Genomic DNA, 23,275 nt, shown 5'->3' on the forward strand with positions numbered 1-23,275 from the left:
CCCATGACCTCTCCGCTCACCGAAGCGCCCACGACGGACTCCGGGCGCTGGAGCCCGCGCCTCTGGGGCACCCTGCTCGTGCTCTGCGCCGCGATGTTCCTCGACGCCCTCGACGTCTCCATGGTCGGCGTCGCCCTGCCCTCGATCGCCGCCGACCTCGACCTGTCCACCGCCACCCTCCAGTGGATCGTGAGCGGCTACATCCTCGGCTACGGAGGGCTGCTGCTCCTCGGCGGCCGCGCCGCCGACCTGCTCGGCCGGCGCCGGGTCTTCCTGATCGCGCTCGCCGTCTTCGCGCTCGCCTCCCTGCTCGGCGGACTCGTCGACTCCGGCCCCCTCCTCATCGCCAGCCGGTTCGTCAAGGGGCTCAGCGCCGCCTTCACCGCCCCCGCCGGCCTGTCGATCATCACGACCACCTTCAAGGAGGGCCCGCAGCGCAACCGGGCCCTGTCCATCTACACCACCTGCGCCGCCACCGGCTTCTCCATGGGCCTCGTCCTGTCCGGGCTGCTCACGGAGCTGAGCTGGCGGTGGACCATGCTGCTCCCCGCCCCCGTCGCCCTGATCGCCCTCGCCTTCGCGCTGCGCCTCATCCCGCACAGCTCCCGCGACGACTCCTCCGGCGGCTACGACCTGCCGGGCGCCGTCACCGGCACGTCCGCGATGCTGCTGCTCGTCTTCACCGTCGTCGAGGCCCCCGAGGCGGGCTGGGCCTCCGCCCGCACCCTGCTGTCCTTCCTGGCGGCCGCCGCCCTGCTCGTCGCCTTCGTCCTGATCGAACGGCGCAGCGCGAGCCCCCTGGTGCGGCTCGGGGTGCTGCGCTCCGGCTCGCAGGTCCGGGCCCAGCTCGGCGCGGCGGCGTTCTTCGGCTCGTACGTCGCCTTCCAGTTCATCGTGACCCAGTACATGCAGTCGCTGCTCGGCTGGTCCGCGCTCCAGACGGCGCTGGCCTTCCTGCCCGCCGGTGTGCTCGTGGCCCTCTCGTCCACGAAGATCGGCGGCGTCGTGGACCGGTTCGGCACGCCCCGGGTGATCGCCACCGGCTTCGCCCTCCTCGTCGTCGGATACGCGCTCTTCCTGCGGATCTCGCTCGTCCCGCGGTACGCGGCCGTGATCCTGCCGTCGATGCTGCTCATCGGCGCGGCCTGCGCCCTGGTCTTCCCCTCGCTCAACATCCAGGCCACCAACGGCGTGGACGACCGCGAGCAGGGCATGGTCTCGGGCCTGCTCAACACCTCGATCCAGGTCGGCGGCGCGTTCTTCCTCGCCGTGACCACCGCCGTCATCACCGCGGGCGGCGGGCACGGCGGGAACGCCTCCCCGCAGGCGGTCCTGGACGGCTTCCGCCCGGGCCTGGCCGTGGTCGCGGTCATCGCCCTCGCCGGACTGCTCATCACCCTGCCGGGGCTGCGGAGGCCGCGGGGCACGGCGACCGGGTCGGTCGTGGTCGCACGCTCCTCGGACGCCGGCCCGGTGACCGAGGCCGCCCCGGCGAAGGTCGCCCTCCGCGACTGACCGTCGGGAGGTACGGGGGCGGGGGACGGGTGCGGCCGGGCGGATCAGCCCAGCCAGCCCGGCCGCACGAGCCCCGACTCGTAGGCCAGCACGACGAGTTGGGCGCGGTCGCGGGCACCGAGCTTCACCATGGCGCGGCTCACGTGGGTCTTGGCGGTGAGCGGGCTGACGACCAGCCGGCGGGCGATCTCCGCGTTCGACAGGCCGATGCCCACGAGGGCCATCACCTCCCGCTCCCGCTCGGTCAGCGCGTCGAGCGCGGCCGTGGCCGCCGGGGTCCTGGAGCGGGCCGCGAACTCCTCGATCAGACGGCGGGTGACGCCCGGGGAGAGCAGCGCGTCCCCGTGGACGACGGCGCGCACGGCCCGCAGCAGTTCGTCCGGCTCGGTGTCCTTGACGAGGAACCCGGAGGCACCGGCGCGGATCGCCTCGAAGACGTACTCGTCGAGCTCGAAGGTGGTCAGCATGACGACCCGCACCCCGGCGAGCTCCGGGGCGTCCGTGATCCGCCGCGTCGCCTCCAGGCCGTCGAGCCGGGGCATCCGGATGTCCATGAGGACGACGTCGGGGCGCAGGGCGCGCACCCGTTCCACGGCCTCCTCGCCGTCGGCGGCCTCCCCCGCGACCTCGATGTCCGGCTGGGCGCCGAGCAGGGCGCGGAACCCCGCCCGTACCAGCGACTGGTCGTCGGCGAGCAGGACCCGGATCGCGGCGGAGCCGTCTTCGGTCACGGGGTCTCCTCCGGCCGCCGGGCCGCTTCCGGTCACCGGGCCTCCTTCGGTCACGGGACCTCCTTCGGTCACGAGGCCTCCTCGGGTCCGAGCGGGAGGACGGCGTGGACGCGGAAGCCGCCGTCCGGGCGGGTGCCCGCCTCGATGGTGCCACCGAGGGCGGCGGCCCGCTCCCGCATGCCGGCGAGGCCGTTGCCGGTGCCGCCGGCCTCGGTGCCGGTGGCGGGGCCGTCGTCGTCGACCGTCAGCTCCAGGCGCCCGGAGCCGTACGCGACCCGTACGCGGGCGGTACGGGAACCGGAGTGGCGCACCACGTTGGTGAGCGCCTCCTGCACGATCCGGAAGGCGGCGAGGTCGGCGCCGGGCGGCAGGGCAGCGGCCCGGCCGTCCGTCGCGACGGTGACGGCGAGGCCCGCGGCCCCGGCCTGTTCGACGAGTTCGGGCAGCCGGTCGAGGCCGGGGGCCGGGGCGCGGGGGGCGTCACCGGGAGTACGGAGGGTGTCGAGGACCTGGCGGACCTCGCCGAGCGCCTCCTTGCTGGCCGCCTTGATGGTGGTCAGGGCGGTGCGGGCCTGCTCGGGGTCGGAGTCCAGGAGGGCGAGGCCGACGCCCGCCTGCACGTTGATCACGGAGATCGAGTGGGCGAGCACGTCGTGGAGTTCACGGGCGATGCGGAGCCGTTCCGCGTCGGCGCGGCGCCGTTCGGCGGCGGCCCGGTCCGCCCGCCGCCGGGCCCGCTGCTCGCGCTTCTCCCGGATCGCCTCGGAGGCGGCGAGGACGGCGACGGCGAAGGCGGCCGCGGTGATCTCCTGGCCCCAGGGCGCGGGCCCGTCGCCGACCGGGGGCAGCCGGCGGTAGAGCCAGTGCGCGAGCAGCAGGTGGCCCGTCCAGAGCAGGCCGAGGGCCCATGCGGCGGCGGCGCGGTGACCGTGTACGACGGCCGCGAAGCAGGCGACGGCGACCAGGGCGAAGACCGGGCCGTACGGGTAACCGGCCGCCAGGTAGCCGAGGGTGACGGCCGCGACGGCGAACACCACCGGCACGGGCCTGCGGTGACGGAGCAGCAGCGGGACCGCTCCGAGCAGCAGCAGGATCCGGCCGGCCGCGTCAAGCGCCTCCCGGCCGGTCTGGTCGCGTCCGGCGAACCCGCTCCCCGCCACCACGAGCAGGGCGATCAGCAGCGTCGACCGCCAGGGCAGCCGGCCGTCGCCCCGCTCCCACCGGCTCCGGCGACCGCCGGGGAGCCGGTCCGCCCTCTCCTCGTCCATACCGGCCACGCTAGCCGCGCCCGCCCCGCACCGACGTCAGCCCGAGGGGGTGGCCTGGCCTACTCCACCGGAAGTACGGCGGTGCAGGAGTGGGGACGGCGGTGGGGGGACGGGGCCGCGGGGCCGAGCGGGTTCAGCCGCGCGGAAGCAGGCCCACGTCCTGGCCCAGGCGGCGGGCGGCCGCGGCGAAGAAGGCGTCGCGGTCCTCGACGACGCGGTGGAACTGGCCGAAGACCTCGAAGGAGACCAGGCCGAAGAGCTGCGACCAGGCGGCGACGAGCGCGACGGCGAGGGCCGGGGGGAGGTCCGGGGCGATGTCGGCGGCGATCCGCTCGGCCTCCGGGCGCAGGGCGTCCGGGAGCGGGGGGAGGGCGACGCCCTCGCCGGTGTGGGCCAGGCGGACGATCCCGATCAGGGCGAGGCCGACGCGGGCGGCGGGGCCGACCGTGTCCTGGGGGGCGCTGTAGCCGGGGACCGGGGAGCCGTAGATCAGGGCGTACTCGTGGGGGTGGGCGACCGCCCAGGCGCGGACCGCCCGGCAGACGGCGGTCCAGCGGTCCAGCGGTCGCTGCCCGGCCGAGTCGGCGGCGGCCCGCTCGGCGGCGGCGCCGACGGCGTCGTAGGCGTCGACGATCAGGGCCGTGAGGAGGTCGTCGCGGCTCGGGAAGTAGCGGTAGAGCGCGGAGGACACCATGCCCAGCTCGCGGGCGACGGCCCGCAGGGACAGCTTGGCGGCGCCTTCCGCCGCGAGCTGGCTGCGGGCTTCGTCCTTGATGGCGGCGGTGATCTCGATGCGGGCGCGGGCGCGGGCTCCTTGGACTGTCGTCATGGAGAGCAGTGTGCCACTTGCAGAGCACCGCCACGAAACAAGAGCGCCATAACAAAACGAGAGCACCGCTCTTGATTGCGAGCACCGAACCGTGCACACTGATCTCAAGCGAGAGCACCGCTCACGATTTTCTCGCCACCGGAAGCCCCGCACCCGCCCCCTCCCCGCAGCCCTCAGGAGGCAGCCATGTCCGCCCAGCCCACCGGCACCCACGTGATGAAGCCCGGCTGGTTCACCGTGAACGTCCTCAACCGCGTGGTCGCCTGGACGACCCGCCGCGGCATCAGCGTCTGGGGCTCCCGCGTGCTCGCCGTCCGCGGCCGCAAGAGCGGTGAATGGCGCCGCACCCCCGTCAACCTCCTGACGGTGGACGGCGCCCAGTACCTCGTGGCCCCCCGCGGCCACGTCCAGTGGACCCACAACATGCGGGCGGCCGGAGGCGGAGAGCTGCACCTCGGCAAGCACGTGCAGGAGTTCACCGCCGTCGAGGTCGCCGACGACGCCAAGCCCCCGCTGCTCCGCGCCTACCTCAAGCGCTGGAAGGCCGAGGTCGGCATCTTCTTCGACGGGGTCGGCCCGGACTCCTCCGACGCCGAGCTGCGCGCCGCCGCGCCGAAGCACCCCGTCTTCCGCATCACGACGACGGGCCCCGCCGCCCCGGCCGCGTGAGCGGACCGGGCCGGCGGAGCCCGTACGGGTCGATCGCGCTTCCCGGCGGCCGTACCGAACCGCCACGCGCGGAGGGTCAGACGCCCGTCTCCGTGCCCTTCTCCGTGCCCTTCGTCTCCTCCGCGCCCTCCGCGGTGCCCTCCGCCGCGCCCCGTACGGCCCCCGTCTCGTCCGTGTCCTCCGGCTCCGGCGCGCCCCGCTCCTTCGCCGTGACGCCCCGGCCCGCCGGGCCGACGCCGGACGAGGTGTCCAACCGCTTGTCCAGGATCTCCAGGGCCCGCCGGGCCAGACCGTTCGAGCGGACCATGCCGCCGAGGGTGGCCGAGCCCCGGGTGATGTCGGCGAAGGCGTTCCAGGCCGGCCGCAGCCCCGTGAGGGTGGCGTGCAGCAGTCCCGGGCGCCGCTCGAAGACGGCGAGCATCCGCCGCCCGACCGCCATCTCCACGCCGAGGCCCGCCTTGATGGCGAAGGCGTAGTTCAGGGCCTGGCGGCGCGCGTCGACCGCATCGTTCGCCTCGGCGACCCGGACCGCCCACTCGCCCGCGAGGCGGCCCGAGCGGAGCGCGTACGAGATGCCCTCGCGCGTCCACGGCTCCAGGAGACCGGCCGCGTCACCGCAGACCAGGACCCGGCCGCGGGAGAGCGGCGAGTCGTCGGTGCGGCAGCGGGTCAGGTGGCCGGAGGAGATCGAGGGCTCGAAGCCGGCCAGGCCGAGCCGGGCGACGAAGTCCTCCAGGTAGCGCTTGGTGGCGGCCCCCTCGCCGCGCGCCGAGATCACGCCGACGGTCAGCGTGTCGCCCTTGGGGAAGACCCATCCGTAACTGCCGGGCATCGGGCCCCAGTCGATGAGGACGCGGCCCTTCCAGTCCTCGGCGACGGACGGCGGCACGGGGATCTCCGCCTCCAGGCCCAGGTCGACCTGGCCCATCTTCACCCCGACGTGAGCGCCTATGCGGCCGGCACTGCCGTCGGCGCCGACGACCGCGCGCGCCAGGATCGTCTCGCCGTCGGCCAGGACGACGGCGGCGGTCCGCCGGTCCGGCACCGACGGCCCGTGCTGCTCCACCCGGGTCACCGTGGCGCCCGTCCGCAGTTCGGCACCGGCCTTCTGCGCGTGCTCGACGAGCCGCGCGTCGAACTCGGGGCGGTTGATGAGCCCGAAGAGCATCCGGCGCGAGCGGCGGGTGCGGGCGAAGCGCCCTTCGAGGGAGAAGGTGACGGCGTGCACCCGGTCCTGGAGGGGCAGTTCGAAGCCCGGCGGGAGCGAGTCGCGGGAGGGGCCGATGATGCCGCCGCCGCAGGTCTTGTACCGGGGCAGCTCAGACTTCTCCAGGAGGAGCACCCGGCGCCCGGCCACCGCCGCCGCGTAGGCCGCGGACGCGCCGGCCGGACCGGCGCCGACGACCACGACGTCCCAGACGTCCGCCGCGCCGTCCGGGTCCGCCGTCCCGTCGTCCGCGGCGGAAGCCCCGTCCCCGGCGCGGTCCGTCACGTCACCCACCGCGCCTTCCGTCACGTCGTCCGCCACGTCACCCGCCCCCTCGCCCGTGACGTCGTCCCCGACGCCGTCCCTCGCCGCCTCCGCACCGCTGCCCTCAGGAGCCGCGCCCTCGGGCTCGGTGTTCTCCGGACCGGCGTTCCCTGCGTGCTCGCTGCTCACGATGTGCTTCTGCTCCTGATCCGACCGGGGGTCTGCTCCTGACGCATCCTACGGCGCGGTAGCCGGGGCCCCGGCCGTAGGATCGACGGTGCGTTCGCCGCGCCACGACACGCGACGGACGCCTCCTCCCGTCGTAACGTCGCACCCATCAGGAGCGTGCCCATGACCTCGAATCCGATCGCCGAGACCGTACGGTCCCTGATGCCCCGCGCCAGGGCGGAGCTCACGGAGCTGGTGGCCTTCGAGTCGGTGGCGGACGAGAACGTGGCCCCGCGCAGCGAATGCGAGGCGGCGGCGAACTGGGTCGCGGACGCGCTGCGCGCCGAGGACTTCCAGGACGTGGCCCTGCTCGACACCCCGGACGGCTCGCAGGCCGTGTACGGCATACTGCCCGGCCCGGCCGGCGCCCCGACCGTCCTCCTCTACGCGCACTACGACGTGCAGCCGAAGCTGGACGAGGCCGCGTGGCTCTCCCCGCCGTTCGAGCTGACCGAGCGCGACGGCCGCTGGTACGGACGCGGCACGGCCGACTGCAAGGGCGGGGTGATCCTGCACCTGCTCGCGCTGCGCGCCCTGAAGGCGAACGGCGGCGTCCCGGTGACGGTGAAGGTGATCGTCGAGGGCTCGGAGGAGCAGGGCACCGGCGGTCTGGAGCGGTACGCGGAGGAGCACCCCGAGCTGCTGACCGCCGACGCGATCGTGATCGGCGACGCGGGCAACTTCCGGGTGGGCCTGCCGACGGTGACCGCGACCCTGCGCGGCATGACGATGATCCGGGTGCGGATCGACACCCTGGAGGGCAACCTGCACTCCGGCCAGTTCGGCGGCGCCGCCCCGGACGCGCTCGCCGCGCTGATCCGCGTGCTCGACTCGCTGCGCGGCCCGGACGGCTCGACCGTCATCGACGGCCTGCCGGGCGACCGGGTGTGGGAGGGCCTCCAGTACCCGGAGGAGAACTTCCGCCAGGACGCCAAGGTGCTGCCGGGCGTGGACCTGCCGGGCGGCGGCACGGTCGCGGACCGCATCTGGGCGCGTCCCGCCGTCACCGTCGTCGGCATCGACTGCCACCCGGTGGCCGGCGCCACCCCGTCCGTCCCGAAGACGGCCCGCGCGCAGGTCAGCCTGCGGGTGCCGCCGGGCCAGGACGCGGCCGAGGCGACGAAGCTGCTCTTCGCCCACATCGAGAACCACACCCCGTGGAACGCCCGGGTGACCCTGGAGCAGGTCGGCCAGGGCCAGGCGTTCCAGGCGGACACGTCGAGCCCGGCGTACGCCTCGATGGCCGAGGCGATGGAGGTCGCGTACCCCGGTCAGGAGATGCAGACGGCCGGCCTGGGCGGCTCGATCCCGCTCTGCAGCACGCTGGCCTCGCTGTACCCGGAGGCGGAGATCCTGCTGATCGGCCTGAGCGAGCCGGAGGCGCAGATCCACGCGCCCAACGAGTCCGTGTCCCCGGAGGAGCTGGAGCGCCTGTCGGTGGCCGAGGCGCACTTCCTCGTCAACTACGCGCGCTCGAAGCAGATCTGACGGCTCGCCGGTTCCCGATCGGGTTCAGCGTTCGGCGAAGCTCGCCGAGAGCGTAGAACCGGGCGGCGGACCCGCGTGGACGCGTAGGTTCGCCGCATGGACCCCATCACCGTGACTCCACGGCTTCACCTGCTCGACCACTCCATCGGCCAGGCCTACCTCTGGCGGGACGAGGAGGAGCTGACCCTGATCGACGCGGGCTGGGCGGGGACGGCGGACGCGACGGCGGCGGCCGTACGGGCGGCCGGTCTGGACCCGGACCGGCTGCGCCGCATCGTGCTGACCCACTGCCACCGGGACCACGTGGGCGCGGCCCAGGAGCTCGCGGACCGCCACGGGGCCGAGATCGTGGCACACCGCCTGGACGCGCCGGTGGTCCGGGGCGAGGCCCCGGTGCCCGAGCCCGACCTCCTGGACTGGGAACTCCCGCTGTACGCGCACGGCCTGACCGTGCCGGAGGCGCCGCCGACCCGGGTGGACCGCGAGGTCGAGGACGGCGAGGAGCTCGGCTTCGGCGACGGGGCCGTGGCGGTCCACACCCCCGGCCACACCCCGGGCTCGATGGCCGTGCACCTCCCCCGCCACGGCGTGCTGTTCGCCGGGGACACGGTGGCCTCGGTCCGGGGCGTCACCTTCGGCGTGTTCCACGTCGACCGCGCCCTCGCCCTGGAGTCGATGCGGAGGCTGGCGGAGCTCGACCCGTCGGTGCTGTGCTGCGGGCACGGCGCGCCGGTGGTCACGGACGCGGCGGCCCGGCTGAGGGCGGCGGCGACAGCCGGGGAGGTCCCGGTCTGAGCGGCTCCGGCGGGGTTCACCCCACCGGCACCCCGGCCTCCAGGTTGAGGACCGTGCCCCGTTCCCGCGCGCGCAGGGCCCAGCGGAGGCGCTGGTAGCGGACGGGCGGCAGCAGGTCGGCGGCCTCCTCCTCGGTGACGAAGCGCCAGTCGCGCAGTTCGGCCCCGGGAAGGCTCAGCCGCCCGGTGTCGGCGGGCCGGAGGGTGCCGCCGTCGAAGAGGAGGCGCAGCCCTCCGTACTTGGGGGGCTCGGGGCGTTCCCAGTCGACGAGCAGCAGCCGGGGCACGGCGTCGAGCGCGAGGCCGACCTCCTCGGCCACCTCCCGCATCCCGGCCCGGGCCGGGGGCTCGCCGGGCTCGACGACGCCGCCGGGGAACTCCCAGCCGGGCTTGTAGGTGGGGTCGACGAGCAGGAAGCGGTCCTGCTCGTCGAAGAGCAGCACGCCGGCGGCGACGGTCTCGCCGGTCGGTTCGGGCGTCTGGACGATCCCGCAGGGGGCCGCGCGCCCGTCCCGGACCGCGTCGGCGACGGTCCGGGCGGTCTCCGCCGCGGTGAGCGCGGAGTTGTCGACGGTGTACGCGTCGGTGGCGAGCCAGTCGAGGGCGGCGCGGTACGGGTCCACGTGCCCGTGGCTCCACTCCCGTACGCGGGCGTCGACCTCGGGGTCGCCGTACTCCTCCCGGGTGTCGATCCGCTGACGCAGGATCGTTTCCTCAGGTGCGAGCAGGATGTGGCGCACCTCGATGCGGCGGGCGGCGAGCCCGCCGAAGATCTCGTCCCGGTACTCCTGGCGGAGCAGGGTCATGGGGACGATCAGGACGCCGCCGACCTCGGCGAGCAGGGCGGCGGCCGTGTCGACGACGAGGCGCCGCCAGATCGGCAGGTCCTGGTAGTCCTCGACCTCGGCGAGCCGCTTGGCCGGAAGGAGCCGGCGCACCGCGTCGCCGGTGGCCTCGGGGTCGTACAGGGTGCTGTGCGGGATCAGATCGACCAGTTCGCGCGCGGTGCCGGACTTTCCCGCGCCGAACGCCCCGTTGATCCAGACGATCACGTTTCCCCCTCTTCGGTAGCCCCCTGTGGCTTGCCCGCAACACCCTGCCACGGAAACCACGAACGTATGGATCGGCGGAGCGATCGGCATGGGCGTGACGCTTCGGGGAAACCGTCGTTGGGAACGGCAAGCACGAGGGGTGTGGAGATGAGTCGTACGGTTCTCGAACGTTTTCCCGCCGGCGGCCCGCGGGGCAGTTGGCCTGCCGAGGAGTTCGCCGGCGCGCGCCGGAACGAGGGAGTGCCCGCCCGGGTCGTGATGGACCTGGAGTCCGACGCGTTCCTGGTGGTCGTCGAACAGAGACCGCCGGAGCGGAGGGCGGCCGAGGGCAGACTGGTCGGCCAGAGGAGGGCCGAGCGGGTACGGGAGTGAACGGGGTGTGGGAGGAGAGGGAGCCGCGCGGCTCCCTCTCCTCCCACACCCCGTTCCCGCGTGCTCAAGGAGCGGTGCCGGCACCCGCGTTCGCGCCGGTGCGCGCCCCCGGCTGCCGCGCGCGCGTGGCGGCCGCCGCCGCGCCGAGGAGGCCCGCGTCCGTGCCCGTGAGGGCGGGGACGACCGTCAGGTCCCGTACGAAGGAGAGCGTGGCGTAGTCGCGGAGGCCGCGCCGGAGCGGGGCGAAGAGGACTTCGCCGGCGCCCGCCACCCCGCCGCCGACGACCGCGATGTCGATCTCGACGAGGGCCGCCGTGGCGGCGATGCCCGCCGCGAGCGCCCGGGCCGCGCGCTCGAACGCGGCGGTGGCCACCGGGTCCCCGGCGCGCGCGGCGGCGGCCACCGCGGCGGCGGAGACGTCGCCGTCGGGCCCCGGCCGCCAGCCGTTCTCCAGGGCGCGCCGCGCCAGGTGGGGCCCGCTGGCGACGCGTTCGACGCAGCCGCGCCCGCCGCAGGCGCAGGGCTCGCCGTCCAACTCGACCACGATGTGCCCGATGTGACCGGCGTTGCCGGTGGGGCCGGGGTGGAGGCGCCCGCCGAGAACGAGGCCGCCGCCGACGCCCGTGGAGACCACGAGGCAGAGGGCGTTGTCGTGGCCCCGGGCGGCTCCGAGCCAGTGTTCGGCCGCCGTCATGGCGACGCCGTCGCCGACGAGGGTGACGGGGCGTCCGCCGGCGGCCCGGTGGACCCGTTCGACGAGCGGGTAGTCGCGCCAGCCGGGGACGTTGACGGGGCTCACGGTCCCCCGGGCCGCGTCGACCGGGCCCGCGCTGCCGATGCCGACGGCGTCGGCGGCCTCCCACAGCGGAGAGGCGGCGAGTTCGCCGAGGACGTCCTCGACCGCCGCCATCACCGTCTCGGCGTCCTCACGCGCGGGCGTGGGCCGCCGGGACCGGACGCGGACGCGCCCCTCTCCGTCGACCAGGGCCCCGGCGATCTTGGTGCCCCCGATGTCGAGGGCGACGACGAGGCCGGTGGCGAGGTCGGTGTGCATGGGCGGGAAACCTCCGGGGAAGGCCGGGAACGGTCGGGCGTCCGTATGGTCTCACGCGGCCTGACAACGTTGTCCAGGTCCTATGCTCGTCCGGAGCCCGAAAGACGGCCCGGCCACGGCGGGGTCCCGACACGACGGAGGAGCCGCAGACCGTGGCCGACACCGCCCACCGCTCCGAGCGCCGCTACGGCAACCGGCCCACGATGAAGGACGTCGCCGCCAAGGCCGGCGTGGGCCTGAAGACGGTGTCCCGGGTGGTGAACGGCGAGCCGGGCGTCACCCCCGACACCGAGCGGCGGGTGCAGGAGGCCATCGAGGTCCTCGGCTTCCGGCGCAACGACAGCGCGCGGGTCCTGCGCAAGGGCAGGACCGCGACCGTCGGCCTGGTCCTGGAGGACCTCGCCGACCCCTTCTACGGTCCGCTGAGCCGGGCGGTCGAGGAGGTCGCGCGGGCGCACGGGGCCCTCCTCATCAACGGGTCGAGCGCCGAGGACCCCGACCGGGAGCAGGAGCTGGCGCTGGCACTGTGCGCGCGCCGGGTCGACGGCCTCATCGTCATCCCGGCCGGTGACGACCACCGGTACCTGGAGCCCGAGATCAGGGCGGGCGTCGCCACGGTCTTCGTCGACCGTCCCGCCGGGCGGATCGACGCCGACGCGGTCCTCTCCGACAGCTTCGGCGGGGCGCGCGACGGCACGGCCCACCTGATCGCGCACGGTCACCGCCGGATCGGCTTCGTCGGCGACCGGCCGCGGATCCACACGGCGGCCGAGCGGCTGCGGGGCTACCGCGCGGCGATGGAGGACGCGGGCCTGCCGGTCCGGGAGGAGTGGGTCTCGCCGGGCCCGACCGACCCGGAGCGGGTGGGCGCGGCGGTACGGGGGATGCTGGCCGCGCCGGAGCCGGTGACGGCGCTCTTCGCGGGGAACAACCGGGTCACCGTCACGGCCGTCCGGATCCTCGCCGCGCACGCCCGGCCGGTCGCCCTGGTCGGTTTCGACGACATCGAACTGGCCGACCTGCTCGGCATCACGGTCGTCGCCCAGGACGCCGCCGCGCTCGGCCGGACGGCGGCGGAGCGCTTGTTCCGGCGCCTGGACGGGGCCGAGGGGGCGCCGGAGCGGGTGGTGCTCGGCACGACGCTCCTCGCCCGCGGCTCGGGCGAGGTCGCGCCGCCGGCGGCCTGACGCCGGCCGGACGGCTTTCCCCGGGCGGCCGGTCCTTCCCGGGCGGCTACTCGGCCGAGGCGGTGAGGTCGCCGCGGCGCGGGGCCGCGAAGCGGTCGAGGGCGGCGCGGGTCATGCCGGTGAGGGCGTCGACCTCGGCGGTGTCGAGGGCGCCGCAGTCGATGCCGCGCAGCAGGTAGGAGCTGAGCGCCTTGGCGGTGGCGGGCTCGTCCATGACGTCGCCGCCCGCGTGGTTGGCGTAGGCGGAGAGGCGCTTGGCGGCGGCCTCGAAGCCCTCGCGGTAGAAGGCGAAGACGGCGGCGTAGCGGGTGGGGATGTGGCCGGGGTGCATGTCCCAGCCCTGGTAGTAGGCGCGGGCGAGGGCGCGCCGGGTGAGCCCGTAGTGCAGGCGCCAGGCCTCGTGGACGTGCGCGGTGGAGCCGACCGGCAGGACGTTGGTGGAGCCGTCGGAGACGCGGACGCCGGTGCCGGCGGCGGCGACCTGCATGATCGCCTTGGCGTGGTCGGCGGCCGGGTGGTCGCTGGCCTGGTAGGCGGCGGAGACGCCGAGGCAGGCGCTGTAGTCGAAGGTGCCGTAGTGCAGCCCGGTGGCGCGGCCCTCGGCGGCGCCGATCATGCGGGCGACGGCGGCGGTGCCGTCGGCGGCGAGGATGGCCTGGCTGGTCTCGATCTGGATCTCGAAGCCGAGGCGGCCGGCGTCGAGGCCGTGGGCCTTCTCGAAGGCCTCCAGGAGGCGCACGAAGGCGGTGACCTGCTCGGGGTAGGTGACCTTGGGGAGGGTGAGGACGAGGCCCTCGGGGAGGCCGCCGTGCTCCAGGAGGCCGGTGAGGAAGACGTCGGTGGTGCGGATGCCCCGGTCGCGTACGGCGGCCTCCATGCACTTCATCCGGATGCCCGTGTACGGGGCGGCGGTGCCGTTCGCGTACGCCTCGGAGACCAACCGGGCGGCGCGGGCCGCGTCCCGGTCCTCGTCGTCGCCCCCGTAGCCGTCCTCGAAGTCGACCCGGAGGTCCTCGATCGGCTCCCGCTCCAGCTTGGCCCGCACGCGGCCGTACACGTCCTCGGCGAGGTCGTCGGAGAGGCCGAGGACGGCGGCAAAGGAGGCGGCGTCGGGGGCGTGTTCGTCGAGGGCGGCGAGGGCCTGGTCGCCCCAGGAGCGGACGGTGCCGGCGTCGAAGAGGTTGCCGGGGACGTAGACGGTGTGGACGGGCTGGCGAGTGCCGGGGTCTCCCGGGTAGCGACGGTCCAGCTCGGCGTCCACCGCGGCGAGGGAGGCGCTGATGCCCTCGCTGACCGCGCCCGCGAGGCTCGTCGACACCTTCTCCTGCTGACCCATCCCACTACCCTCCTGTTTTCCGCTGCACGGAATCAACAATCCGTATGGCGAAGTTAACCGGCGGCCGGAGCTGAGTCAATGGGTGTCCGAAACGGCCGGGGGCCGCACGGTGAGAATCCACCGTGCGGCCCCCGGTCCGACAGAACCGCAGGTCAGCCCTTGCGGGTCTTGACCTCTTCGGTGAGCTGCGGGACGACCTCGAAGAGGTCGCCCACCACGCCGTAGTCGACGAGCTCGAAGATCGGCGCCTCGGCGTCCTTGTTGATCGCGACGATCGTCTTCGAGGTCTGCATGCCCGCGCGGTGCTGGATCGCGCCGGAGATGCCGGACGCGATGTAGAGCTGCGGCGAGACCGACTTGCCGGTCTGGCCGACCTGGTTGGCGTGCGGGTACCAGCCGGCGTCCACCGCGGCGCGCGAGGCGCCGACGGCCGCGCCGAGCGAGTCGGCGAGGGCCTCGATGATCGCGAAGTTCTCGGCGCCGTTGACGCCGCGGCCGCCGGAGACCACGATCGCGGCCTCGGTCAGCTCCGGGCGGCCGGTCGACTCGCGCGGGGTGCGCGAGGTGACCTTGGTGCCGGTGGCCAGGGCGCCGAAGGAGACCGACAGGGCTTCGACGGCGCCGGCGGCCGGGGCGGCCTCGACGGGGGCCGAGTTCGGCTTGACCGTGATGACCGGGGTGCCCTTGGAGACGCGGGACTTGGTGGTGAAGGAGGCGGCGAACACGGCCTGCGTCGCCACCGGGCCCTCGTCACCGGCCTCCAGGTCCACGGCGTCGGTGATGACGCCGGAGCCGATGCGGACCGCGAGGCGGGCCGCGATCTCCTTGGCCTCGGCCGAGGACGGCACGAGGACGGCGGCCGGGGACACGGCGTCGTAGGCGGCCTGGAGGGCGTCGACCTTGGGAACGACCAGGTAGTCGGCGAACTCGGGCGCGTCGGCGGTCAGGACCTTGACGGCGCCGTGCTCGGCGAGGGCCGGGGCGGTGTCGGCGGCGCCGTTGCCGAGGGCGACGGCGACCGGGTCGCCGAGGCGGCGGGCGAGCGTCAGCAGCTCCAGGGTGGGCTTGCGGACGGCTCCGTCGACGTGGTCGACGTAGACGAGGATCTCAGCCATGGGGATTCAATCTCCTGCGAAGGTGAGGGGGAGGTCTGAGGCGGCTCGCGCGGGTCCCCGGACGCACGTCCGGCTCGCGCGGCTGAAGTCTCAGATGAACTTCTGGCCCGCGAGGAACTCGGCGAGCTGCTTGCCGCCCTCGCCCTCGTCCTTGACGATCGTGCCGGCCGTGCGGGCCGGACGCTCGGTGGCGGAGTCGACCGCGGTCCACGCGCCCTCCAGACCCACTTCCTCGGCCTCCAGGTCGAGGTCGGAGAGGTCCAGGGACTCCACCGGCTTCTTCTTGGCGGCCATGATGCCCTTGAAGGACGGGTAGCGCGCCTCGCCCGACTGGTCCGTCACGGAGACGACGGCCGGGAGGGAGGCCTCGAGCTGCTCGGAGGCGGCGTCGCCGTCGCGCCGGCCGGTCACCTTGCCGCCCTCGATCTTCACCTCGGAGAGCAGCGTGACCTGCGGGACGCCCAGGCGCTCGGCCAGGATCGCGGGCAGGACGCCCATGACGCCGTCGGTGGAGGCCATGCCGGCGATGACCACGTCGTAGCCGGTCTTCTCGATGGCCTTGGCGAGCACCAGCGAGGTGCCCATGACGTCGGAGCCGTGCAGGTCGTCGTCCTCGACGTGGACGGCCTTGTCGGCACCCATGGACAGCGCCTTGCGCAGCGCGTCCTTGGCGTCCTCGGGGCCGACCGTGAGCACGGTGACCTCGGCGTCGTCCGCCTCTTCCGCGATCTGCAGGGCCTGCTCGACCGCGTACTCGTCGAGCTCCGACAGCAGGCCGTCGACGTCGTCGCGGTCCACCGTCAGGTCATCGGCGAAGTGCCGGTCGCCGGTGGCGTCGGGCACGTACTTCACACAGACAACGATCCTCAAGCTCACGCCGGCTCTCCTACTGCATCGTCATAACTGGGCTGCCTTGTTGCTCGCAGCATAGGCGCCTGAAGGGCGGGTTTCCGGTCGGGGCGCCGGACGCCCCGACCAAAATATTACTCGCCAGTACACCCAGTTCGTTACCGCTGAGCAAGCGCTCAGCCGTGTGACCTTCCCAACGCGCGGAGAGCGGCGCGTACGGGAACTCTCAGTCGCGCAGCGCGTTGAAGCGTCCGTGGTGGTAGAGGAGCGGCCGGCCCGCCCCGTCCGGGTCGCCCGCGACCGCCTGCGCGATGACGATCCGGTGGTCCCCGGCGGGCACCCGGGCCACGACGCGGCACACCAGCCAGGCGAGGACGTCGTCGAGCACGGGCACGCCCTCGGGACCGACGCTCCAGCGGGTCCCCTCGCCGAAGCGGTCGGCGCCGCTGCGCGCGAAGGTGGCGGCCAGCTCCTGCTGGTGCTCGCCGAGTATGTGCACGCCGATGAACTCGGCCTCGGAGACCACCGGCCAGGAGGAGGACGTGGTGCCCACGCCGAAGGAGATCAGGGGCGGTTCGGCGGCGACGGAGTTGAGCGAGGTCGCGGTGAACCCGACGGGGCGCTCGCCGTGCGCGGTGACGACCGCGACGCCGGCCGCGTGCCGGCGGAAGACGGAGCGGAGCAGATCGGGAGAGGCCTGCCGGGGCGCGCCGATCGTGGGAACGGTGCGGAGCTCGGGCGAAACCGTCATGGAATTGTCCTTCTGCGAGGGCGGCATGAGAGGAGTCCTGGGGTGGGTCAGACGCCCGGACAGCGCGCGCTCGCGTTGCGGGCCAGGTCCACGTGGGCCCGCCCGTAGAGAAGGAGTTCCAGAGTCACTCCGTCAGGGTGACGATCGGTGGCGGGTGCAGTCAAGTGCGTACCGCGATGTGGGAGGAGCGTCACCGCGCGCGTACGGGGGAGGAGCGCCGCCGCGTGCCCACGAGGAGAGGGGGTCGCCGCGCACGTACGGGAAAGAGGTGTCACCGCGTCAGACCGCCCGGCCCAGGGCGGCGATGACGTCCGCCCTGCGGGGCTGTCCGGCGGCCCGGCGGACGACGCGGCCGGTCCGGTCGAGGACGAACACGGTGGGGGTGCGCGCGACGCCGAGCGCGCGCACGAGGTCGAGCCGCTCCTCGGCGTCGATCTCGACGTGCCCCACGCCGGGCACCATCGCGGCGACCTCGGCGAGGGTGCGGCGGGTCGCCCGGCAGGGCTGGCAGAAGGCGGTCGAGAACTGGACCAGGGTGGCCCGCTCCCCCAGTGCGGCGCCGAGCACCTCCGGCCCCAGGACCTCGCTCATTCCTCCCCCCCTCCGTCTCGGTGCGCGCACGTCTGTTCCGCGCGTCACGGGGTACAGCGTTCCAGGGGTGACGTTCGATTCCCGTTCCCGCCACCGCGAGTGACGAGAATCTCCCCGCCCGAGGCCGCTCAGGCTGGTCACGACGTCCCACATGGGGCACGATCTGCCCGAAGCCGAAAACCTACGGCCGCGTAACTTCGCCGGGAGAACCCTCCCCGGACAAGCAGGAAGAAGGGGTTCCTCTCCGATGGCAGAACTCGTCTATCGGCCGGTCATCGGCGCCGCCCTGACCATGTTCAAGGCGCTGGACCTGAAGATCGACACGCAGGGTTCGGAGCACATCCCGCGCACCGGCGGAGCCGTCCTGGTCAGCAATCACATCAGCTACCTGGACTTCATCTTCACCGGTCTCGCCGCACTGCCCCAGAAGCGCCTGGTGCGCTTCATGGCGAAGGACTCGGTCTTCCGGCACAAGGTCTCGGGCCCGCTCATGCGCGGCATGAAGCACATCCCGGTGGACCGCGCCCAGGGCGAGCACGCCTACAAGCACGCCCTGGAGTCGCTGCGGGCCGGCGAGATCATCGGCGTCTTCCCCGAGGCCACCATCTCCCCGTCCTTCACGCTCAAGGGCTTCAAGACGGGCGCGGCGCGCCTCGCGCAGGAGGCGGGCGTCCCGCTGATCCCGATGGCGCTGTGGGGCACCCAGCGGATCTGGACGAAGGGCCGGCCGCGGAACTTCAAGCGGAACCACATCCCGGTGACGATCCGCGTCGGCGAGGCCGTGGAGGCCCCCGCCGACCAGTACGCGGGCGCCATCACCCGGCGGCTGCGCGAGCGCGTCCAGGAGCTCCTGGAGGCCGCGCAGCGCGCCTACCCGGTCCGCCCCAAGGACGCGGGCGACACCTGGTGGGTGCCCGCGCACCTCGGGGGTACGGCTCCGACGCCGGCCCAGGTCAAGGAAGCCTGACCGGCCCGAGCTCCGCGGGGAGCGTCCGCTCCAGGCGGCTCAGGTCGGGCGCGGCCCGCAGGGCCGCCAGGACGGCCGGGTGGGGTTCGGCGTGGAGCGGCGGGTAGTCCACCTCGCCGAGTTCCGGCCGTACGGGCCGCGCGAGGCGTTCCTCCCCGAGGGAGAAGCGGGTGGCGATGCCCGGCCGGTCGCCCCTCGGGTCCTGGCGGGCCCAGGTCCGCTCCCCGGGCAGCAGGACGGCGACGAGGCCGTGCACCACGGGGTGGGAGCCGTCGTCGTCCGTGAGGCGCTGGTAGCAGAGGGCGGCCGGGACGCCCCGGGCCCGCAGGAGCGCCGCGTACGCGATCGACTTGGCGTAGCAGATGCCGGTGCGCAGCTCCAGGACGTCGGAGGCGCGCCAGGTGACGCGGGGGTCGCCGGTGTCCATGGAGTGCGGGACGTCGTCGCGTACGTGGTCGAAGGCCGCTTCGGCGTATGCGTATGCGCCGGGGTGCGCGAAGGAGAGACGGTGCGCGATCTCCCGGACGACCGGGTGGCCGTGGTCGACGGCTTCGCTCGCGGCCAGATAGGCGCTGATGTCGGGGTCCTGCTGGACGAGTTCCATACGGGCCGACCCTACGAAGACGGCCGGACGGAATCAATCGATTTCCGTCCGGCCGCATACTCATGCAGTGCGGGCTAGCGGGCCAGCTCTTCCTTCAGGGCCTGGAGGAAGGCGTCCACGTCGTCCTCCGTGGTGTCGAAGGCGCACATCCAGCGCACGTCGCCGGCGACCTCGTCCCAGAAGTAGAAGCGGAAGCGCTCCTGGAGCCGGCGGCTCACCTCGTGCGGGAGGCGGGCGAAGACCGCGTTGGCCTGGACCGGGTAGAGGATCTCCACCCCGTCGAGGGCGCGCACCCCGGCCGCGAGGCGCTGGGCCATCGCGTTGGCGTGGCGGGCGTTGCGCAGCCAGAGGTCCTTCGCGAGGAGCGCCTCCAACTGCACCGACACGAAGCGCATCTTCGACGCGAGCTGCATGGACAGCTTGCGCAGGTGCTTCATGTGGCTGACCGCGTCCGGGTTCAGCACGATCACGGCCTCGCCGAAGATCATGCCGTTCTTGGTGCCGCCGTACGAGAGCACGTCCACGCCCACCGCGTTGGTGAAGGCGCGCATGGGCACGTCGAGCGAGGCGGCGGCGTTGGCTATCCGGGCCCCGTCGAGGTGCACCTTCATGCCCTTGGAGTGGGCGTGCTCCACGATCGCGCGGATCTCGTCCACCGTGTAGACGGTGCCCAGCTCGGTGTTCTGGGTGATCGAGACGACCTGGGGCATGGCCCGGTGCTCGTCCTCCCAGCCCCAGGCCTGCCGGTCGATCAGCTCGGGGGTGAGCTTGCCGTCCGGGGTCGGCACGGTGAGCAGCTTGAGGCCGCCCATCCGTTCCGGCGCGCCGCCCTCGTCCACGTTGATGTGGGCGGACTCGGCACAGACGACGGCGCCCCAGCGGTCGGTGAGGGCCTGGAGGGCGGTCACGTTGGCCCCGGTGCCGTTGAAGACCGGGAAGGCCTCGGCGCCCTGACCGAAGTGGCTGTGCACGATCCGCTGGAGGTGGTCGGTGTACCGGTCCTCGCCGTAGGCGACCTGGTGGCCTTCGTTGGCGAGGGCGAGGGCCGCGAGGATCTCGGGGTGGGCGCCGGCGTAGTTGTCGCTGGCGAAGCCCCGGACCGACGGGTCGTGGTGACGGCGCGCGTCGGTCCGGGGGCCGAGGGCCGCGGTCACGGCTTGGGGGTCAGCCACAGACGCTGTCCATTCGCTTCCTGGGCGGACTTGTCCCACAGGCCGGCGATCTCCGCGGCCAGGTCGTCGACGTCGGTGAAGCCCGCGAACTTCGCGTTGGGTCGCTCGGCGCGCATCGCCTCGTGCACCAACGCCTTGATCACCAGGATCGCAGCCGCCGCCTGCGGACCGTCGTCGCCCCCCAGCTTGCGGAAGGAGTCCGCCATGGCCAGGGTCCAGGCCTCGGCCGCCGCCTTGCCCGCGTTGTACGCGGCGTTCCCGGCGACCGGCTTGTGGGCGCCGGCCTGGCTGATCAGGGCGTAGCGGCCGCGGCCGCCCGCGCGGAGCAGCGGGTCGTGGAAGGCGAGCGAGGTGTGCTGGACCGTGCGGACCAGGAGCTTCTCCAGGAAGTCCCAGTCCTTGAGCTCGGTCTCCGTGAAGGAGGCGCTGCCGCGCCAGCCGCCGACGAGGTGGACCAGGCCGTCGATCCGGCCGAACTCCTTCTCGGTCTTGGCGGCCCAGTCGCGGGTGGCGGCGAGGTCGAGCAGGTCGACGGTGTCGCCGACGACCGTGGCGCCGCCGTGGGCGTAGCGGGCCGCGTCGACGGCCTCCGCGAGGCGGGCCGGGTCGGCGTCGGACGCGATCACGGTCGCGCCCGCCTCGGCGAGCCGCAGCAGCGTGGCCCGGCCCGCGGGACCGGCCGCGCCGGCGACCGCGATGACGGCGCCGTCGAGCGGCGCGCCGTTTCCGTCGGCGTTCATGGACACCGTCTCCTCCGTCTTCCCCGGGTGCTCGGCAGGAGCGCTCACGCGGCGGCCCGCTCGGTGCGCGGGGCGCCGGCGGCGGTGATCCCCTTGGTGGAAGCAGTTCGCTCGTGCGCTTCAGATTTCACTACATCCTCCGGGGAATCGTCGATTACACCGAAAATCTTCATGGGAGGCAGAGTGTAACCAGTAGGAGCTTCGATTCCCTCGTACGGGGCAAGATTTTCCAGGGCCTGGGCGTACATGCCCTCGCTGAACCAGCGGCACCCGAGGCGGTAGAAGAAGCCCCAGCCCTTCCCACCCATGCGTTCATCGCGGTCGTAGTCGTGCCACCCCTTGTCCTCGCGCAGCTTCTCCAGCAACATCTCGAAGCACGGCCGATCCTCGGGCTTGGGCTTGCGCCCCCCTGCCAGGATGCCTTCGATGCGGTCCCACTGCTCGTCGGAGACCCCAAGTGGGATCTTGATTCCGTGTCCACGTCGTGTGCGACCCCATGCACCAGGACTACGAGGAGATGAAGGCCGCGGGCCTGCTCTCCACCGAGTACAACAGCGACTGGGCCGGCGCCTTCGAGGTCGAGGACTCCCGCGAGGGCTGGGCCGACGCCCTCGTCGACCTGATCGACACCTCCATGACCGACGAGCCGGTCAAGCACAAGCAGCGCGTCTACGACGTCTCCCGCGTGCGCTGCAAGGGCAGCCGGCTGAAGACCTTCGGCGGCACCGCGTCGGGCCCCGGCCCCTTCGCCAGGATGCTCCAGGAGGTCGCCGTCGTCCTGAACGGCGCGGTCGGTGAGCGACACGTCGAGGTCGGCGACGGCTTCGGCTGGGGCTACGAGCACCTGACCCCCGTCGAGGCGATGGAGATCGACCACGCCATCGCCGAGTGCGTCGTCTCGGGCGGCGTCCGCCGCTCGGCCCGCATGGCGATCTGCAAGTGGAACGACCCCTTCATCGACGCCTTCCTCGATTGCAAGGCGGACGGCTCGAAGCACTGGACGACGAACATCAGCGTCGAGATCGACCACGACTTCGTCGGCTACCTCAACGGCACGAAGCACGACGACTTCGGCCCCGGTGGCAACGAGCTGGCCTGGATGGTCCACAAGAAGGTCGTCGAAGGGATGCTCCGGAACGGCGAGCCCGGCTACTGGAACAGCTCGTACTCCAACGAGGGCGAGGTCAACCCCGTCATCGCGACCAACCCCTGCGGCGAGATCGCGCTCCCCGAGACCGGCGCCTGCGTCCTCGGCCACGTCAACCTCGACTACTTCGCCCCGAAGGAAGAGGGCGGCCGGCCCGACTTCAAGGGCATGTACCGGGCGCACGAGCTGATGACGCGGTTCCTGATACGCGCCACCTACGGCGACATGACCGACGACCAGCAGCGCGAGGTCATGCACAGCGAGCGACGCGTGGGCGTCGGCCACCTCGGCGTGCAGGGCTACCTCGCCAAGATCGGCATCCGCTACTCCAACGCCCCGTTCAACGAGCCGTTCCGTACCCTGCTGGGTAACCTGTACGACGCCGTCCGCGACGAGGCCCGCGAGTACGCCTTCCAGCTCCGCGTCCCAGAGCCCGTGAAGGTGACCACCGTGGCCCCGACCGGCTCGATCGCGAAGCTCCCCGGAGTGAGCGAGGGTATCCACCCGATCTACGCCCGGTACTTCCTGCGCCGCGTCCGGTTCTCCATGACCGACCCGGCCCAGGCCGCAACCGTGCAGGAAGCGGTGAACGCCGGCCACCTGGTGGAGAAGTGCATCTACGACCAGTCCGGCAACACGATGGTCGTGGCCTACCCCACCAAGGAGAAGCTGGTCGCCGAGGTCGAGGCCCTGGGCTACGACCCCGCGATCGTGGAGTCCGCCGACGAGATCAGTCTGAGCTCGATGCTCGCCTTCCAGTCCATGTACCAGGAGGAGTACGCCGACAACGCGGTCTCGTTCACGGTGAACTTCCCCGAAGGCAAGTACACGGTCGACGAGGCCGCCGAGATCATCGAGATGTGGCTCCCGGACCTGAAGGGCACCACTCTGATGCCGGACGGGACCCGCGAACAGGCCCCGTACGAGCGGCTCACCGAGGAGGAGTTCAGCGCCTACGACGTGACCTCCGTCGAGGACGGCACGGACGAGGACTGCGCCTCCGGCGCCTGCCCGGTCCGGTAGCCGGCCGGCAGCCCCCGATTCATCTCACCGGGTCGGGGGCCGCCGGACTCACCACCTCCGGAGAGGAAGGCGAGGGCTCCGAGGCAGAGGGGGGCAAACCCCAGGAAGCCGCCGGCTCCCCACGCAATCCTGGTCGACAGCGTCTCCCCCAGGAAGCCCGCGACGATGCCGCACGAGAGTCCGACGTTCACGGAGGCCATGAAAGACATCAGAATGGCAACCGGACGGCTCATGTTCACTGCTCAAGCCCCTCTTTACGGGGTGGCCAGCGAATCGCGACAGACTCGACCGACCACCCAAGTGACAACAGGTGGTGTGAGGC

General features: G+C 73.2%; 23 protein-coding genes. 8 read left to right on the forward strand and 15 right to left on the reverse strand.

Translation table 11 applies throughout. From position 1 onward, the window contains the following. The first annotated feature begins 3 nt into the window (after positions 1 to 3). Entirely contained in the window at positions 4 to 1,515 is a 1,512-nt protein-coding gene (locus tag ACFYNX_RS27555) for an MFS transporter (protein ID WP_365549462.1), read from the forward strand. Between the two features lie 44 nt (positions 1,516 to 1,559). On the opposite strand, the gene ACFYNX_RS27560 is transcribed toward ACFYNX_RS27555, so the two are convergent. The 3 genes from ACFYNX_RS27560 to ACFYNX_RS27570 form a co-directional block, all read right to left on the reverse strand. Then, positions 1,560 to 2,222 (reverse strand): response regulator, encoded by a 663-nt coding sequence (locus ACFYNX_RS27560; protein ID WP_388665473.1) that lies wholly within the window; start codon positions 2,220 to 2,222, stop codon positions 1,560 to 1,562. Between the two features lie 92 nt (positions 2,223 to 2,314). Further along, on the reverse strand, positions 2,315 to 3,514 hold the full coding sequence (locus tag ACFYNX_RS27565; protein WP_388665136.1) for a sensor histidine kinase: 1,200 nt from the start codon (positions 3,512 to 3,514) through the stop codon (positions 2,315 to 2,317). A 133-nt stretch (positions 3,515 to 3,647) separates the two neighbouring features. Beyond that, a complete protein-coding gene (locus ACFYNX_RS27570; protein WP_388665138.1) occupies positions 3,648 to 4,343 on the reverse strand; it encodes a TetR/AcrR family transcriptional regulator in 696 nt (231 codons plus the stop codon). Between the two features lie 186 nt (positions 4,344 to 4,529). Here ACFYNX_RS27570 and ACFYNX_RS27575 point away from each other — a divergent pair, with 186 nt between their 5' ends. After that, on the forward strand, positions 4,530 to 5,012 hold the full coding sequence (locus ACFYNX_RS27575; protein ID WP_388665140.1) for a nitroreductase family deazaflavin-dependent oxidoreductase: 483 nt from the start codon (positions 4,530 to 4,532) through the stop codon (positions 5,010 to 5,012). Positions 5,013 to 5,088: 76 nt separating this feature from the next. Here the strand turns inward: ACFYNX_RS27575 and ACFYNX_RS27580 are convergent, their stop codons facing one another. Next, a complete protein-coding gene (locus tag ACFYNX_RS27580) occupies positions 5,089 to 6,420 on the reverse strand; it encodes a geranylgeranyl reductase family protein (protein WP_388665475.1) in 1,332 nt (443 codons plus the stop codon). A 414-nt stretch (positions 6,421 to 6,834) separates the two neighbouring features. On the opposite strand from ACFYNX_RS27580, the gene ACFYNX_RS27585 reads away from it, so the two are divergent. Both ACFYNX_RS27585 and ACFYNX_RS27590 read left to right on the forward strand, forming a co-directional pair. Next, positions 6,835 to 8,199: a dipeptidase gene (locus ACFYNX_RS27585; RefSeq protein WP_388665142.1), complete on the forward strand. Its 1,365-nt coding sequence runs from the start codon at positions 6,835 to 6,837 to the stop codon at positions 8,197 to 8,199. 96 nt (positions 8,200 to 8,295) lie between these two features. Beyond that, a complete protein-coding gene (locus tag ACFYNX_RS27590) occupies positions 8,296 to 8,994 on the forward strand; it encodes an MBL fold metallo-hydrolase (protein ID WP_365549479.1) in 699 nt (232 codons plus the stop codon). A gap of 16 nt (positions 8,995 to 9,010) precedes the next feature. Here ACFYNX_RS27590 and ACFYNX_RS27595 read toward each other — a convergent pair whose 3' ends face one another. Further along, positions 9,011 to 10,045: an NUDIX domain-containing protein gene (locus ACFYNX_RS27595; protein WP_365549482.1), complete on the reverse strand. Its 1,035-nt coding sequence runs from the start codon at positions 10,043 to 10,045 to the stop codon at positions 9,011 to 9,013. Positions 10,046 to 10,192: 147 nt separating this feature from the next. On the opposite strand from ACFYNX_RS27595, the gene ACFYNX_RS27600 reads away from it, so the two are divergent. Beyond that, positions 10,193 to 10,417 (forward strand): hypothetical protein, encoded by a 225-nt coding sequence (locus tag ACFYNX_RS27600; protein ID WP_365549485.1) that lies wholly within the window; start codon positions 10,193 to 10,195, stop codon positions 10,415 to 10,417. Positions 10,418 to 10,481: 64 nt separating this feature from the next. On the opposite strand, the gene ACFYNX_RS27605 is transcribed toward ACFYNX_RS27600, so the two are convergent. Beyond that, on the reverse strand, positions 10,482 to 11,471 hold the full coding sequence (locus ACFYNX_RS27605) for an ROK family protein (protein ID WP_388665145.1): 990 nt from the start codon (positions 11,469 to 11,471) through the stop codon (positions 10,482 to 10,484). Positions 11,472 to 11,623: 152 nt separating this feature from the next. Here ACFYNX_RS27605 and ACFYNX_RS27610 point away from each other — a divergent pair, with 152 nt between their 5' ends. Next, complete coding sequence (locus tag ACFYNX_RS27610) at positions 11,624 to 12,658, forward strand: LacI family DNA-binding transcriptional regulator (RefSeq protein ID WP_388665147.1); 1,035 nt, start codon at positions 11,624 to 11,626, stop codon at positions 12,656 to 12,658. Positions 12,659 to 12,704: 46 nt separating this feature from the next. On the opposite strand, the gene ACFYNX_RS27615 is transcribed toward ACFYNX_RS27610, so the two are convergent. The 5 genes from ACFYNX_RS27615 to ACFYNX_RS27635 all read right to left on the reverse strand — a co-directional run bounded on the left by ACFYNX_RS27615 (position 12,705) and on the right by ACFYNX_RS27635 (position 17,300). Further along, positions 12,705 to 13,994, reverse strand: a complete 1,290-nt coding sequence (locus ACFYNX_RS27615) for a DUF6986 family protein (protein WP_365548078.1) — start codon at positions 13,992 to 13,994, stop codon at positions 12,705 to 12,707. Between the two features lie 152 nt (positions 13,995 to 14,146). Then, a complete protein-coding gene (locus ACFYNX_RS27620) occupies positions 14,147 to 15,109 on the reverse strand; it encodes an electron transfer flavoprotein subunit alpha/FixB family protein (protein WP_388665149.1) in 963 nt (320 codons plus the stop codon). Positions 15,110 to 15,199: 90 nt separating this feature from the next. Continuing rightward, on the reverse strand, positions 15,200 to 15,985 hold the full coding sequence (locus ACFYNX_RS27625) for an electron transfer flavoprotein subunit beta/FixA family protein (protein WP_388665151.1): 786 nt from the start codon (positions 15,983 to 15,985) through the stop codon (positions 15,200 to 15,202). Positions 15,986 to 16,184: 199 nt separating this feature from the next. After that, positions 16,185 to 16,709: a flavin reductase family protein gene (locus ACFYNX_RS27630; RefSeq protein ID WP_365548087.1), complete on the reverse strand. Its 525-nt coding sequence runs from the start codon at positions 16,707 to 16,709 to the stop codon at positions 16,185 to 16,187. Between the two features lie 279 nt (positions 16,710 to 16,988). After that, a complete protein-coding gene (locus ACFYNX_RS27635; RefSeq protein WP_365548090.1) occupies positions 16,989 to 17,300 on the reverse strand; it encodes a thioredoxin family protein in 312 nt (103 codons plus the stop codon). A 247-nt stretch (positions 17,301 to 17,547) separates the two neighbouring features. On the opposite strand from ACFYNX_RS27635, the gene ACFYNX_RS27640 reads away from it, so the two are divergent. Then, complete coding sequence (locus ACFYNX_RS27640) at positions 17,548 to 18,267, forward strand: 1-acyl-sn-glycerol-3-phosphate acyltransferase (protein ID WP_125665077.1); 720 nt, start codon at positions 17,548 to 17,550, stop codon at positions 18,265 to 18,267. On the opposite strand, the gene ACFYNX_RS27645 is transcribed toward ACFYNX_RS27640, so the two are convergent. The 4 genes from ACFYNX_RS27645 to ACFYNX_RS27660 all read right to left on the reverse strand — a co-directional run bounded on the left by ACFYNX_RS27645 (position 18,254) and on the right by ACFYNX_RS27660 (position 21,151). Beyond that, positions 18,254 to 18,871 carry a transglutaminase family protein gene (locus ACFYNX_RS27645; protein WP_388665154.1) on the reverse strand — a complete coding sequence of 206 codons (618 nt, stop codon included), beginning with the start codon at positions 18,869 to 18,871 and terminating at the stop codon, positions 18,254 to 18,256. The genes ACFYNX_RS27640 and ACFYNX_RS27645 overlap by 14 nt on opposite strands. A 74-nt stretch (positions 18,872 to 18,945) precedes the next feature. Further along, positions 18,946 to 20,025, reverse strand: a complete 1,080-nt coding sequence (locus tag ACFYNX_RS27650; RefSeq protein ID WP_388665477.1) for a threonine aldolase family protein — start codon at positions 20,023 to 20,025, stop codon at positions 18,946 to 18,948. Further along, complete coding sequence (locus ACFYNX_RS27655) at positions 20,022 to 20,783, reverse strand: SDR family oxidoreductase (RefSeq protein ID WP_365548097.1); 762 nt, start codon at positions 20,781 to 20,783, stop codon at positions 20,022 to 20,024. The genes ACFYNX_RS27650 and ACFYNX_RS27655 overlap by 4 nt, the downstream gene beginning before the upstream one ends. Before the next feature lie 44 nt (positions 20,784 to 20,827). Next, complete coding sequence (locus ACFYNX_RS27660; protein ID WP_388665157.1) at positions 20,828 to 21,151, reverse strand: hypothetical protein; 324 nt, start codon at positions 21,149 to 21,151, stop codon at positions 20,828 to 20,830. A 116-nt stretch (positions 21,152 to 21,267) separates the two neighbouring features. Here ACFYNX_RS27660 and nrdJ point away from each other — a divergent pair, with 116 nt between their 5' ends. Further along, positions 21,268 to 22,953 (forward strand): ribonucleoside-triphosphate reductase, adenosylcobalamin-dependent, encoded by a 1,686-nt coding sequence (gene nrdJ, locus ACFYNX_RS27665; protein ID WP_388665159.1) that lies wholly within the window; start codon positions 21,268 to 21,270, stop codon positions 22,951 to 22,953. The last annotated feature ends 322 nt before the right edge of the window (positions 22,954 to 23,275 follow it).

Origin of the sequence: Streptomyces sp. NPDC007872 (assembly GCF_042868165.1) — a bacterium.
Classification (GTDB): Bacteria; Actinomycetota; Actinomycetes; order Streptomycetales; family Streptomycetaceae; genus Streptomyces.